This is a genomic window from Arenimonas sp. (assembly GCF_044353605.1).
GTDB lineage: Bacteria > Pseudomonadota > Gammaproteobacteria > Xanthomonadales > Xanthomonadaceae > Arenimonas.
Genome location: NZ_JBILBO010000005.1, coordinates 149,069 through 161,224, shown reverse-complemented (window position 1 = coordinate 161,224; position 12,156 = coordinate 149,069). Strand labels below are relative to the sequence as shown.

Annotated in this window: 11 protein-coding genes and 1 pseudogene; 5 read left to right on the top strand and 7 right to left on the bottom strand. The window is 60.7% G+C overall.

Annotated elements, in window-relative coordinates; genetic code table 11:
• Window positions 1-1,217, bottom strand: a pseudogene (locus tag ACIQ1A_RS05035) (hypothetical protein); the annotation flags it as partial.
• Between the two features lie 40 nt (window positions 1,218-1,257).
• Between ACIQ1A_RS05035 and ACIQ1A_RS05030 the strand changes: the two are divergent.
• Both ACIQ1A_RS05030 and ACIQ1A_RS05025 read left to right on the top strand, forming a co-directional pair.
• Window positions 1,258-2,052 (top strand): sulfite exporter TauE/SafE family protein, encoded by a 795-nt coding sequence (locus ACIQ1A_RS05030; RefSeq protein ID WP_395769978.1) that lies wholly within the window; start codon window positions 1,258-1,260, stop codon window positions 2,050-2,052.
• Between the two features lie 47 nt (window positions 2,053-2,099).
• The gene (locus ACIQ1A_RS05025; RefSeq protein ID WP_395769977.1) at window positions 2,100-3,902 is read left to right on the top strand and encodes a tetratricopeptide repeat-containing sulfotransferase family protein; all 1,803 of its coding nucleotides are present in this window, start codon (window positions 2,100-2,102) and stop codon (window positions 3,900-3,902) included.
• Here the strand turns inward: ACIQ1A_RS05025 and ACIQ1A_RS05020 are convergent.
• The 3 genes from ACIQ1A_RS05020 to ACIQ1A_RS05010 form a co-directional block, all read right to left on the bottom strand.
• Entirely contained in the window at window positions 3,850-4,641 is a 792-nt protein-coding gene (locus ACIQ1A_RS05020) for an endonuclease/exonuclease/phosphatase family protein (protein WP_395769976.1), read from the bottom strand. The two genes, ACIQ1A_RS05025 and ACIQ1A_RS05020, sit on opposite strands and share 53 nt — an antisense overlap.
• Window positions 4,642-4,670: 29 nt before the next feature.
• Window positions 4,671-5,315: a thiol:disulfide interchange protein DsbA/DsbL gene (locus ACIQ1A_RS05015; RefSeq protein ID WP_395769975.1), complete on the bottom strand. Its 645-nt coding sequence runs from the start codon at window positions 5,313-5,315 to the stop codon at window positions 4,671-4,673.
• 73 nt (window positions 5,316-5,388) lie between these two features.
• A complete protein-coding gene (locus ACIQ1A_RS05010; RefSeq protein WP_395769974.1) occupies window positions 5,389-6,159 on the bottom strand; it encodes a c-type cytochrome in 771 nt (256 codons plus the stop codon).
• A gap of 154 nt (window positions 6,160-6,313) precedes the next feature.
• Here ACIQ1A_RS05010 and yihA point away from each other — a divergent pair, with 154 nt between their 5' ends.
• The 3 genes from yihA (at window position 6,314) to ACIQ1A_RS04995 (ending at window position 9,096) form a co-directional block, all read left to right on the top strand.
• A complete protein-coding gene (yihA, locus tag ACIQ1A_RS05005) occupies window positions 6,314-6,931 on the top strand; it encodes a ribosome biogenesis GTP-binding protein YihA/YsxC (protein WP_395769973.1) in 618 nt (205 codons plus the stop codon).
• Complete coding sequence (locus ACIQ1A_RS05000; protein WP_395769972.1) at window positions 6,924-8,279, top strand: glutamate--cysteine ligase; 1,356 nt, start codon at window positions 6,924-6,926, stop codon at window positions 8,277-8,279. Before yihA ends, ACIQ1A_RS05000 begins: the two co-directional genes overlap by 8 nt.
• A 148-nt stretch (window positions 8,280-8,427) precedes the next feature.
• Window positions 8,428-9,096 (top strand): class I SAM-dependent methyltransferase, encoded by a 669-nt coding sequence (locus ACIQ1A_RS04995; RefSeq protein WP_395769971.1) that lies wholly within the window; start codon window positions 8,428-8,430, stop codon window positions 9,094-9,096.
• Here ACIQ1A_RS04995 and ACIQ1A_RS04990 read toward each other — a convergent pair.
• The 3 genes from ACIQ1A_RS04990 to ACIQ1A_RS04980 are packed head-to-tail and all read right to left on the bottom strand — an operon-like array spanning window position 9,080 to window position 12,112.
• Window positions 9,080-9,778, bottom strand: a complete 699-nt coding sequence (locus ACIQ1A_RS04990; protein WP_395769970.1) for an SGNH/GDSL hydrolase family protein — start codon at window positions 9,776-9,778, stop codon at window positions 9,080-9,082. The two genes, ACIQ1A_RS04995 and ACIQ1A_RS04990, sit on opposite strands and share 17 nt — an antisense overlap.
• 6 nt (window positions 9,779-9,784) lie before the next feature.
• Window positions 9,785-10,306, bottom strand: a complete 522-nt coding sequence (locus ACIQ1A_RS04985) for a lipocalin family protein (RefSeq protein WP_395769969.1) — start codon at window positions 10,304-10,306, stop codon at window positions 9,785-9,787.
• Window positions 10,307-10,354: 48 nt separating this feature from the next.
• Complete coding sequence (locus ACIQ1A_RS04980; RefSeq protein WP_395769968.1) at window positions 10,355-12,112, bottom strand: amidohydrolase family protein; 1,758 nt, start codon at window positions 12,110-12,112, stop codon at window positions 10,355-10,357.
• Window positions 12,113-12,156: the final 44 nt, after the last annotated feature.

The following is a 12,156-nucleotide window of genomic DNA, read 5'->3' as shown; positions in this document are numbered from 1 at the left end:
AGCGAACGCTCCAGACCGGGATGGCCGGCGTGCAGCGCCGCCCGATCCTTGGCCGGCATGCGCTGCTCGAGCGGGCAGAACGTGTAGTCGGCACCCAGCCGATCGGCGGCCAGCCAGCCGTGGAAATTGGCGGATTTGGCGGCCGCGGCATAAAGCGGCAAGGCCTCGCTGCGACGCCCTTGCCGTTCAAGCACGCGTCCCTTGAAATACTGCCACCGGACTTCCTGCTGCTGGGCCGGAAGCAATTGCGAGAATGCATTCAACGTTCGGGCGTCATCATTCACGCTGAACTGGTAGCGCATGTACCATTCCCGCAGATTGGCGCTGCGGGCCGGCTCGGGCAGGGCCTGATAGCGCGATTCGGCCTCCGGAAGATAATTCACCAGCGACCACAGGGCGATCTCATGCCGGACGGTCTGCACCTGCTCCGGCGTCAATGCATAGGTACCGGCATTGGCATCGAGCAATGCCGAAGCCTGTGCGGGATTTTTGCGGGCCTGGGCGCTGTAACTTTTCGTCAGAACGCGTGCACTGCGGCCATCGCGTGGCAGGCCGGCAGTGTCCGCTGTTGGATCGTTCAGAATGTCCCGGTAGCGGGAGGCCAAACCGGCGTCGCTGGCCGGCATGACCGCAATGACTTCCGCAAGCCGCGCTTCGGCATCATCAGCCAACAGCTGGTCGAATCGCTGCCAGGCCGCAGCACTATCCAGTGCGCCACTGACGCGCAGATGATCGAAGACCAGCGCGCAGTGCGCAGGCGATTTGCTTTCCGTGCGCCATACGGCAAGTGCGCTTTGCTGCCATGGGGCATCCCGCTTCGCGGGCTCAACCGCCAGCAGGCTGGCACAACGGTTGCCGGTACTGCTATCCGGATACTGAGTCTGCCATTGTGCAGACGCCGGCCAGTCCTGGCGGCGGACCAACTCACTGCGCCATTGGCCGATCAGCCAGACATTGGCCGGATCTTCCGGATTGCTGCCGATCAGCGCCAGCGGCGCGCTATTGGCGTTCATGTCCTGCTTGAACTGGATTGCTTCCAACCAGGGCAGCAAGGGGTTGCGGCGCAGATTCTGCCGCTGGGTTTCGGTCAGCGCTCCCGACTTGGCGGACAGGAAAGCGCTCCGGAGTTCGGCTTCCTGCGGCGGTGCGGTGGCCGCTGCGGCGGGTAGGGCGGCGGCGATTATAATGGCCAAGAGAGCGAGCTGCTTCCGGTGCATCGCGGAATTCCGATTTACGACGGCGTCAAAGGATAAGCATATGGCGGCTTGGTGGATATATCCAGTGTTGGGCATCGCCGCCGGCCTGCTATCGGGCTTGCTCGGCATCGGCGGCGGTCTGCTGCTGGTGGGTGCGCTCATTCTGCTGCTGCCCGCACAAGGCGTTCCGGAGGCCATTGTGGTGCCGGTTGCCCTGGCCAGTTCGCTGGCCAGTATCGTGCTGACCGGCCTGTCCTCGGCCTATGCGCATCACCGCCGGGATGCCGTGCTGTGGCCGACCGTGCTGTGGTTGGTGCCCGGCATGTTGCTGGGGGCGGTTGTTGCCGGCTTCGGCGTGGTGCAGTGGGCCGGCCCGGGCCTGCGCTGGGTCGTGGCGGGCTATTGCGTGTTGGTCGCGCTGCAGTTGCTTGCCAACTGGCCCCGAGCCGGTGCTGCCGGCTCGAAGGCTCCGGTCGGCTTGCGATGGGGCTTTGCCGGCGTTGTGATCGGGGCAGTTTCCGCCGTCGTCGGCATCGGCGGCGGCAGCATGACGGTGCCTGCGCTGATTTGGCGGGGTGTCGAGGCGGTGAAGGCCGTGGCCACGTCGGCGGTGTGCGGCGTGTTCATTGCCCTGGCGGCAGCCCTGACCTACAGCCAGTTGCACAATCCGCATCCGATGCCGGAATACAGCGTCGGTTATGTTTATCTGCCGGCAGCCCTGGGCGTTGCATTGACCTCGGTGCTGTGCGCCCCGCTCGGTGCGCGCTGGGCCCATCAATTACCGGCGCCGGTTCTCAAGCGTCTGTTTGCAACATTCCTTCTGCTCATGGCGCTGTCGCTGATGTGGAAGTCCTGATCCACTACAGTTGTTAGAATGACGGCTGGCTCGATGATGGAATGGCGATGACGACGGTGGAACAGTATCTCAAGGCGGCGCGACACGCCCATGCCATCGGCAATCCGTTTTTGGCCGGACAGGTCCTTGCTGCGGCATTGATGGTTCACCCGGAACAGCCTGCGCTGTTGACGGAGATGGCCTTGATCTGCCACCGCAATGGTTCAGTCGATGAGGCGGTCGAATGGTTCGAGCGCGCAGCTACGGCTGAGGGCAGTCCGGCATCCTGGTCCAATCTGGCCAGCGCCCTTTGCGATGCGTCGCGCTTTCAGGAGGCATTGGCTGCATTGCAGCAGGCGCGGCAAAATTCTTCCGGCGATGCCTTCATGGGCTTTTGTGCGGCGCGTGCCTTGAGCGGTTTGGGGCGTAAGGATGAGGCTTTGCAAGAAGCCGCCGCCGCCGTCCATGCCGATCCCGAAGATACCGATTACCGTCTGTTGCGAGCGGACATCGCGGCTGCGCTGGATTACCGTGAACAGGCCGCCGAGGATCTCGAAAAACTAATCGAAACGATTACTGACCCTACGCGCGCGCTTCAGGTCGCCTCCTTGCTAATGCGTATCGGACGGTTCGAAGCCGCGCTGTCGCAATACCGGCTTCTGACCTCACGCCTTCCGGAATCCTTCGATGCCTGGATTGGACTGGCGCTTGCCAGCGAACGCGCCAACGATCTCGCCGGTCTGGCAGCCGCCTTGACCCATGCAGCGCGTCTGGTTCGCGTGCCATTTCAGCAGGTGGCGGTGAATCATCTGCGTGGCAAGCAGGCTTATCGCGATGGTGAGTTTGATCAGGCCTGCACGCTCATGGATTCTGCCTGGACGCTGCCGGATGCGGAGACCCGTTGGAAGGCCCAGGTTGGATTTGATTATGCCCTGAGTCTGGACCGGAATCATCGCTTCGGAGAGGCTTGGAACGTGCTGGTGGAAGCGCATGCCTTGCAAGCGCCCACATATGAGGGGCCGGCCATCTTGGAAGCCCGAACCGGTTTTTTCAGGATTCTGCAGACAGCGGTACCGGTCTTTGAAGGTCCGCCATGCATTCCGGATGGCCGCACCGACCCGGTGTTTGTGGTCGGATTCCCGCGTTCGGGTACGACCCTGTTGGAACAGATTCTGGATTCCCGGCCGGGCCTGAAATCCTTCGATGAAAAGCCTTATCTGGTCAAAACATTGCTGGAGTTCAATGCGCTCGGGTTGCGCTATCCGGAGGATCTGGACCGTCTGGATACGCAGCAGATCGCCGTATTGCGCACTTTTTATTTCGAGCAGGTTGAAGCAGACCTGGAGTTGGAAGGACAGCGCGTGGTCGATAAGAACCCTTTGAATTGGGTATACCTGCCGTTCATCCAGACGATTTTCCCGCAGTCAAACATCATTCTGGCGCTACGCCATCCTTTGGATGTCGTCCTGAGCTGTTACATGCAGAACCTGCGCTCTACCGGAAACCTTTATAGCAGCATCGACCGCATCGCCGAACTCTATGTCGCGATGGCGGATTTCTGGCAACGTCTGCAGCCTGATTTCAAGGTCGCCATTTTGACCACCTGTTACGAAGATTTGATTGCCGATCCGATGGCTGAAACCCAGCGCTTAGCCATGTTTCTCGACATGCCATGGAATGAGAGCTGGCTGGACAGCGCCGAGCATGCGCGCCGCAAAGGCATCATCAGCACGCCGAGTTATGCCCAGGTTCTGGAGCCGCTGAACAGCCGCGCCATCGGGCGCTGGCGGCATTACCGACCGTATTTCGATCCAGAGGTTATGGCGCGTCTGACGCCTGCGATTGCAGCCATGGGTTATTCTCTGGACTGATCGCGGGTAATTCAAGATCCAGTGCGATGGCCAGATGATCTGAGCCTGCGGCGATGTGGGTCTGATATTGGCTGCTGTTCATGCCGCCGACCAGAATATGATCGATTGGCCGCTTCGCGGCCCAGCTCGGAAACGTAGGAAGGCTGATCTGCGGTGGCGCCAGACTGGTGAACTGGAACAGCCGGCTCATTTCCGGTGCCAGCAGGTCGCAGTTGAAATCGCCCATCAGCACCAGCCGCGGCCGGTCCGAAAGCAGCTCCGCAAGATAGGCAATCTGCACGCGCCGTGCGCTGGCACTGAGCGACAGGTGGGTGACGGCGATGTGCCAAGGCAGGCCTTCATTGGCGAATTCCGCCAACAGCACGCCCCGGCCGGGAATGCGGCTGGGCAATACAAAATGGTCAATCTTGGACGGCTTCAGCCGCGACAGCAGTGCGTTGCCGGAGCCGGCAAAACGACTGATGCGGCGGGTGGCCTGGTGCGAGCTGAAGGGAAAACCGGCTTTTTCCGCCAGATAATCGGATTGGTTGGAAAAGCCGGAGCGCATACTGCCCGGATCACATTCCTGCAGGCCGACCACATCGAACGGCGCATAGGTCTGGGCCAGTTCATCGAGATTGCCGCGTTTGCCGTTTGGCAAAACATGCGACCACGAACGCGTTACATACTCGCTATATGCCCGGGTGGTGGATCCGGCCTGGATGTTGCTGCTGAGGAGTTTGAGCCGACGGTCCGTCATGCGATGCCCCGCCGGAGCGGGGCCAGGATTTATTTTTTCGCAGCGGCAGGAAGCGCGGCACGCTCCTTGGCAACCAGATATTCGGCCACTTTCAAGGACTCTTCATGCGATTTCGCTGTGATGCGGTATTTGCCGTTGACGATGATGGTCGGCGTGCTGTTGACGCCGGCGCGCTGGGCGAACTGGCGGGCACGGTTGACCTTTCCGGACACGGTGGTGCCTTTCATCACGCTCAGGATTTTCGCGCGGTCGACGCCCAGACCGGCATAGACATCGGCGAATTCTTCAACACTGGCGGTCGTTACTTTCTTTTCGATGAACACCGCCTTGAACACGGCGTCGTGGGTGCGTTCTTGGACTTTCAGGGCTTCCGCGGCGAAAAATGCGCGGGCACCGTTATCCCAGATACCGCCGAAGGCGGCCGGAACGTAACGCAGTTTGACATCAGCCGGCAATGTTTTTTTCCAGTTATTGATCAGGGGTTGGAACTGGGCGCAGTGGATGCAGGTGTAGCCGAACACTTCGGCCACCTCAATGCCACCGGTGCCCCAGGTGGGCTGTGCCGGGCTCAGCACAACATAATCCTTGCCGGCAACCGGGACGCCGGCTTTCAATTGGGCACCAACGGCAAGCGGGGCGAGCAACAGCAGACTGAACACAAGACGACGGATCATAAATACTCCTTAGGGAAAACAAAGCCGATAACATCAGGATGCTATCGGCTTGCTGAACGGATGCTGTCGGGAATTACTTCGCAGCGGATTTGCCGGCCTTGTGCAGACCCTGCAGATACGTGGCCAAGCCTTGGATTTCCTCATCGCTCAGGCCTTTTGCGGCCTGCGACATGATGACGTTGGCATTCTTGTCTTTGCCCCACACCGTGCCGGCACGGAATTCGTTCAGACGCAGGCTGGTGTAATCGGCATGCTGGCCGCCGAGTGCAGGGTAGGTCGGGCCAGGCATGCCGGCGCCGGCCGGGCCGTGGCAGGCCATGCAGGACGGGACGCCATTGGCGGCATTGCCGGAACGGTAGATCTTCTCACCGACCTGATAGAACTTCTTGCCGGCATTGGGGCCTTGGGCGATCACGGTCTCGTCGGCCAGGCCGGCGATGACTTTCTGTTGGCCGAAGTAGGCACCGACATCGCGCATGTCCTGTTCCGTCAAAACTGCGGCCATGCCGAGCATGATGGCGTTGTTACGTTCGCCGGATTTGTACATTTTGAGCTGGCGCCAGATGTACTGCTCATGCTGGCCTGCAAGTTTCGGGTACAGCGCGGCGGCGGCATTGCCGTCCACACCGTGGCAGGCGGCACAGGCGCCGGCCTTGGTCTGGCCTGCCTTCGGATCGCCGGGTTTGACCGGACCGGTGTCCACGGCTAGGACGGGTGCCGGCATGGCAGCTGCCGTGGCATCGGCCGGAGCGACCTCGGGATTTGCCGGAGCAACAGCCTGCTGGGCAATGGCGCCAGTGAATACCAAAGCGGTGCTCAGGACGAGGATGTGGGAGAGCTTCATTGAGACTCCGAAAAGCGAATAAGGTGGATTAAGCGTCGGGCAAACCCGTCAAGCGCCAATTATCCCAGTGTTTACGGGGTTCGGTCAATCCGTAACGGCGCTTTGCCGGAGAAACAAAGGGTAGAATAGGCCAATTCCCCCCGAAGCGGTCCCCATGGCCAATCCTCTTGCCCAAGCCGAATTCGTGCTCTCGGCCAATGCCCTCGCCCAGCTGCCGAAAGACAGTCTGGCCGAAGTCGCATTTGCGGGCCGCTCCAATGCCGGAAAATCGACCGCGCTGAACGCCTTGTGCAATCAGAACTGCCTGGCCCGGACCTCCAAGACGCCGGGCCGTACCCAGCATCTGGTGTATTTCCGCATCACCGAGAACCGCTATCTGGTCGACCTGCCCGGATATGGCTATGCCAAAGTGCCGATTGCCGTGCGCGACCACTGGCAGGCGTTCATCACCCGCTATTTCCAGATCCGCGAGCCCTTGGTCGGCCTGGTGCTGGTGATGGACGTGCGGCACCCCATGCGGGATTACGACCTGCAGATGCTCGACTACGCCTTCAAGCGCAATATTTCCGTGCATTGCCTGTTGACCAAGGCCGACAAACTGGGCCGCAGCGAGCAGGCACGCACCTTGGCCCTGGTCAAGAAGGAGCTGGCCGGACGCGCCAGCGTCCAGCTGTTTTCCGGTTCCGCCAAATTGGGTCTGGACGAAGCGCGCGAGGTGGTCACGGGCTGGCTGATGGCGGCACCCATTGCCGAAGGGCAGGCGCATGGCTGATTCGGACTCCCCCCTGATTACCGGTAAAGACCAGCTGGTTGCTTTCCACGCTTCCGGTGCCCGTGCTCCGCAGGACTGGCGGATCGGCACCGAGCATGAAAAATTCGGCTTCCGCCTCGATGACTTGCGTCCGCCGGCCTACGAGGGCGAGCAGGGCATCGGCGCCCTGCTGAAAGGATTGACCCGCTTCGGTTGGCAGCCGGTTGAAGAAGGCGGCAACATCATCGCTCTATTGCGCGACGATGCATCGATCACTTTGGAACCGGCCGGACAATTCGAGCTGTCCGGAGCGCAGCTGGAAAACATCCACCAGACCTGCAAGGAAACCAATCAGCATCTGGCCGAAGTCAAAGCGGTCGGCGACGAGCTCGGTATCGGCTTTCTGGGCATGGGCTTCCAGCCCAAGTGGGCGCGCAGCGACATGCCCTGGATGCCGAAAGGCCGCTACAAGATCATGCGCGAGTACATGCCGAAAGTGGGCACGCTCGGTCTGGACATGATGACCCGCACCTGCACGGTGCAGACCAATCTCGATTTCGAAAACGAAGCCGACATGGTCAAGAAATTCCGTGTGTCTTTGGCGTTGCAGCCGGTTGCCACCGCGCTGTTCGCCGATTCGCCGTTCACCGAAGGCAAGCCCAACGGCTATCTGAGCTACCGCTCGCACATCTGGACCGACACCGATCCGGACCGCACCGGCATGCTCGATTTCGTGTTCGAGGACGGTTTCGGTTTCGAGCGCTATGTCGATTACCTGCTCGACGTGCCGATGTATTTCGCCTACCGCGACAAAAAATACATTGATTGCGCCGGCCACAGCTTCCGTGATTTCCTCAACGGAAAACTGGCGCCGTTGCCGGGCGAATTGCCGACCTTGGCCGACTGGTCCGATCACATGACCACCGCCTTTCCTGAAGTGCGTTTGAAGAAGTATCTGGAAATGCGCGGTGCCGATGGCGGTCCGTGGCGGCGCCTGTGCGCCCTGCCGGCATTCTGGGTCGGTCTACTTTACGACACCGAAGCCTTGGATGCGGCTTGGGATCTGGTCAAGGATTTCAGCATGACCGAACGCAACCAGCTGCGCGATGGCGTGCCGAAACAGGGCTTGAAGCTGCCGTTCCGAAACAGCAGTCTGCGCGAATTGGCCATCGAAGCGCTCAAGATTTCCGCGCTGGGTCTGAAGAACCGGCGCCGTCTCAACCGGCACGGCGATGATGAGGCGCTGTTCCTGCATCCGCTGATGGAAATCGCGCTGGCGAACGAAACGCCGGCCGAACGCAAGCTGGCGCTGTATCACGGCGTCTGGGGCGGCGATATCGACCAGATCTTCAAACAGTTCGCCTACTGATCCGCTGGTGTTTGCGCCGGCAAAGGCGTAGGGTGGGGGTTCGCATGGATTTGTCCAGCTCCGTTCCCGCCCGTGACCCATCTGGGTCGCACGCCGGTTCTGACTTGCCCGGGATTCATATCACTCACGATTTGAATCCGAGCACGCCATGGCCCCGCCACTGCAGACCTGCGTCGATACCCACCACTTCGATGGCGTTGCCTACCGCATCCGGCGTCTGATTGACGGCAATCAATTCGACGATCCGGACGGCGTCACCGAGGCGCTCGGCATTTCATCGGCGAGCTGGCCGTTTTTCGGCATGCTTTGGCCCTCGGGTCTTCTGCTGGCCGATCTGATCAGCCGGGAAGTACTCGGGCCCGGCAGAATCCTTGAACTCGGTTGCGGTCTGGGCATGGCCAGTCTGGTGGCCAATGCCCGCGGTGGCGATATTCTGGCGACCGATTATCATCCGCGTGCGGAAGTTTTTCTACACGATAACAGCCGTCGAAACGCCTTGACGGATACACCCTTTCAGCGCCTGGATTGGCGCGTGCCGGATCCCGATCTGGGTGTGTTCAACCTGATTATCGGCAGCGATCTGCTCTATGAGCCCGATCATCCGGATTTGCTGACCGCTTTTTTGATGCGGCATAGTGACGCCGCGACCCGCATCATCATCGTCGATCCCAAACGGCGACTTCATGTCCGCTTCCGCAAACAGATGGCCACGGCTGGATTCGCGTGTCAGAGTGTGGCAGGCACGCCGGCGCACTTGGCAACGTTTGGATTCAAGGGGGTCGTGCAGCGTTTTTCCGGATTCAATCCACCGCAGTGATGGATCTGGCCGCCTGTTCGGCCCACAGTCCGTAAGTGACGGAACTGGGGTGGAAACCATCCGCGGCCATGAAGTCCGGCTGCATCGGTGCATCGAAATGCAGCACACGGCAATCGCTACGCGTTGCGACGAAGGCGCACAGCGTCTGATTGAATTTTTTGGCGCGTGCTCCCAGCACCCAGCGCAGCGGCTGCGGCAGCGCCGGAAAGTGATGCATCGGCGGCAGTGCGGTGAATAAGATGCGTTGTGCTCTGAATTTTTCGCGCAAGGTCTCGGCCAATTGCAGCTGCTGATTGCGCCAGGTGTCCAGCGATATGCCGCCGGTCACATCATTGACCCCGAGTGAAATCAGTACCGCATCGAATGATTCGGCCGGAGCCTGTTCCAGAATCTGCAGACTCTGCGCACTGTTGCGCCCATTGGCGGCCCAGAGCTGCCAGGAGATCCGGTAGCTGCCGGACAGCTTCTGGATCAATTGGCCGGACAAGGCCTGCGTTTGGGTTTCGGCACCGACCCCGGCCGCAGCCGAGTCACCCAGAATCAGCAGCCGAAGATTCCGTCCTTGGCCGATTTCGCCGCTTCGCGCCCCCGGGGGTTCCGGCAGGCGTGGCGTGACTTTACGGACATAAAGACCTTGAAGCAGCAGTAACGGTGCCAGCGGCAGAGTCAGTAGTGGATGCATGCACAATCAGGGCGTTGCGGTTTGATCGACCAGCAGAATGTCTTCGCGGCGGAAGCCTTTGGCTACGGCCTTGTCAATCAACTGCTCGCGCAGTGTTGCATCCATCGTCGGCGTGCGTGAAAGCAGCCAGAAATAGGAGGTGTCCGGGCCGCTCACCAGTGCGTACTGATAACCCGGCTGGTCCAGTTCGAACACGATGTAGGCCCCGTAGAACGGGCCGAAGAAGGAGACTTTCAGATGGCCTTTGTCTTCGCCATCAACGAAAAACGCCTTGCCGGCCGATTCCTTCCATTTCCCGGATTCCGCCTCAAAGCCGCGATTGACGACGGTGATGCCGCCGCCCTCGCGTTTGCCATATTCGGCGGTGACACGCGTCAGGCCTATTTCGAAGCGATGATCGATACGGGCGATTTCATACCAGGTGCCGAGGTATTTTTCAGCCTGGAAGTTTTCAACCGGCTTGATGTTATCGGGCTTGCCGGTGCATCCGGCCAGGGTCATAAGCGCTATTAACAGGATATTTTTCATGGGCAACTCCTTGAATGGTGCTTCCAGCCTAGCCCGATTGCACGCGCTTCACTGTGCGGTACGCCCTATACGGGGCAGGAACCGCCCGAAAACCGATGCCGTACCGAGCCCACTGGCGGGTTGGTCGTTTTCGAATGCGATGTTTCCGTTGATGATGACGTTTTTGACCACCCCGTCGTTGCGGTTGACCACGCGCAATAGGCCGCCGAGCTCATCGAAGCGTGCCTCGGCATATTCTCCGACCTTGGCGGCCCGCAGCGCGTCGGGATCAATCAGCACCATGTCGGCGCGCCCGCCCGGAAAAAGCTTTCCGGCATCGATGCCGTACCAGTCGGCGATTTCGCCGGTCAGCCGCCAGACCGCCTTCTCGGGCGTCATGATCGCCTGCTGCTGCGACGCCAGCTGCAGCATGCAGATGCCGAAGTTGTAGAAAGCCATGTTGCGCAGATGCGCGCCGGCATCGGAAAAGCCGATGATGGCGCAGTCATTGTTAAGATTGGCCGCGACGCGTGCCGGATTATGATTGGCAATCAGTGTCGACCAGCGCAGGCTGCGGCCGTAATCGATGACCAGGTCGAGGAAGGTGTTCACCTCATGCTCGCCGCGCTCGTCGGCGATCTGCTTGACGGTCTTGCCGACCAAGGACGCATCCGGGCAAGCGATGACATGCGCGTCGCCGAAATCCCGGTGCCAGACCCGTCCGCCCCATTTGCGCTGGTATTCGGCCTTGAACCGGGCACGGTAGTCCGGGTCGGCGAACAGCTTGTTACGGTCGAAATCGCGCTTCAGGTGCAGCGCGGCTTCGCCGGCCGGGAACTCCTCGAAGATGATGAAATCGATGCCATCGGCGTACACCTGGAACGGCTGCGGCAGGGCCTGCCAACGGAAATTGGCGCCCAGCCAGCGGTTGAAGAACCGGGTGCCTGCGCTGACGATTCTGTCCAGACCCGGTCTGGCTTTCACATCCATCAGGGTAATCAGGGTGGTTTTCAGGCTGCGCCGCATCGCCAGGCTGGCCGAGGTGAACAGGTAGAACACGGCATTGACTGGATTGTTGAGGTTCGGTGCCGACTGCAAGATGGCACCGCGCCGGCGCAGCAGCCTATGCAGGCGCCGGTATTCGCGCCAATGCGCATATACCGACGGCAATGCCGCCGAGCGGTAACGGTCGCCGTCGACTTTGTCCCAGGGATTGGTCATCCCGGACAGGCCGAGCAGCCCCTGGTCGATGCCCTCGTTGAGGTGCTGCTCCATGGCCTGCATTTCCGCTTCGGTCGGCTTTTCTTTCGGATCGACCGCGCGCGCCAGTCCCATCACCGCCGTGCGCAGATCGGAATGGCCCATGTAGCTGGCGATGTTCGGGCCCAAGGGCAGGCTCTTCAGGTGCGCGATATAGCCGGACGCGTCATTCCAAGTCTTGATCCTGCGCAGTGCCGGCAGAACGAATTCGCGCGGAATCGATTCGACCCGCGTGAAGATGTCCGAAGCGTCCTCGGCATCGCAGTAAATCATGCTAATCGAGCAACTACCGACCATGCAGGTGGTTACGCCATGCCGGACCGATTCCTGAAGACCGGGCGCGAGAAGGAGCTCCGCATCGTAATGGGTGTGGATGTCGATGAAGCCAGGGGTCAGCCACAGGCCGTCGGCCTCGATGACCCGCTTGGCGGAATCGACCGGTAGCGGGTCGGCGCTGATGGTGGCGATACGCCCGTCGTGGACCGCGACATCGGCAACATACCGCACCGATCCGGTGCCATCAAACAGTATGGCGCGACGTATCAGCAGATCGTATGGTTCGTGCATTGCAATGTGCCGAGGTCAAGGGGTTGCATCCGATGATAGCGCAT

Coding starts and splice junctions, on each gene's coding strand:
- ACIQ1A_RS05030 (WP_395769978.1), top strand. CDS start 1,258: ATGGCGGCTTGGTGGATATATCCAGTGTTGGGCATCGCCGCCGGCCTG.
- ACIQ1A_RS05025 (WP_395769977.1), top strand. CDS start 2,100: ATGACGACGGTGGAACAGTATCTCAAGGCGGCGCGACACGCCCATGCC.
- ACIQ1A_RS05020 (WP_395769976.1), bottom strand. CDS start 4,641: ATGACGGACCGTCGGCTCAAACTCCTCAGCAGCAACATCCAGGCCGGA.
- ACIQ1A_RS05015 (WP_395769975.1), bottom strand. CDS start 5,315: ATGATCCGTCGTCTTGTGTTCAGTCTGCTGTTGCTCGCCCCGCTTGCC.
- ACIQ1A_RS05010 (WP_395769974.1), bottom strand. CDS start 6,159: ATGAAGCTCTCCCACATCCTCGTCCTGAGCACCGCTTTGGTATTCACT.
- yihA (WP_395769973.1), top strand. CDS start 6,314: ATGGCCAATCCTCTTGCCCAAGCCGAATTCGTGCTCTCGGCCAATGCC.
- ACIQ1A_RS05000 (WP_395769972.1), top strand. CDS start 6,924: ATGGCTGATTCGGACTCCCCCCTGATTACCGGTAAAGACCAGCTGGTT.
- ACIQ1A_RS04995 (WP_395769971.1), top strand. CDS start 8,428: ATGGCCCCGCCACTGCAGACCTGCGTCGATACCCACCACTTCGATGGC.
- ACIQ1A_RS04990 (WP_395769970.1), bottom strand. CDS start 9,778: ATGCATCCACTACTGACTCTGCCGCTGGCACCGTTACTGCTGCTTCAA.
- ACIQ1A_RS04985 (WP_395769969.1), bottom strand. CDS start 10,306: ATGAAAAATATCCTGTTAATAGCGCTTATGACCCTGGCCGGATGCACC.
- ACIQ1A_RS04980 (WP_395769968.1), bottom strand. CDS start 12,112: ATGCACGAACCATACGATCTGCTGATACGTCGCGCCATACTGTTTGAT.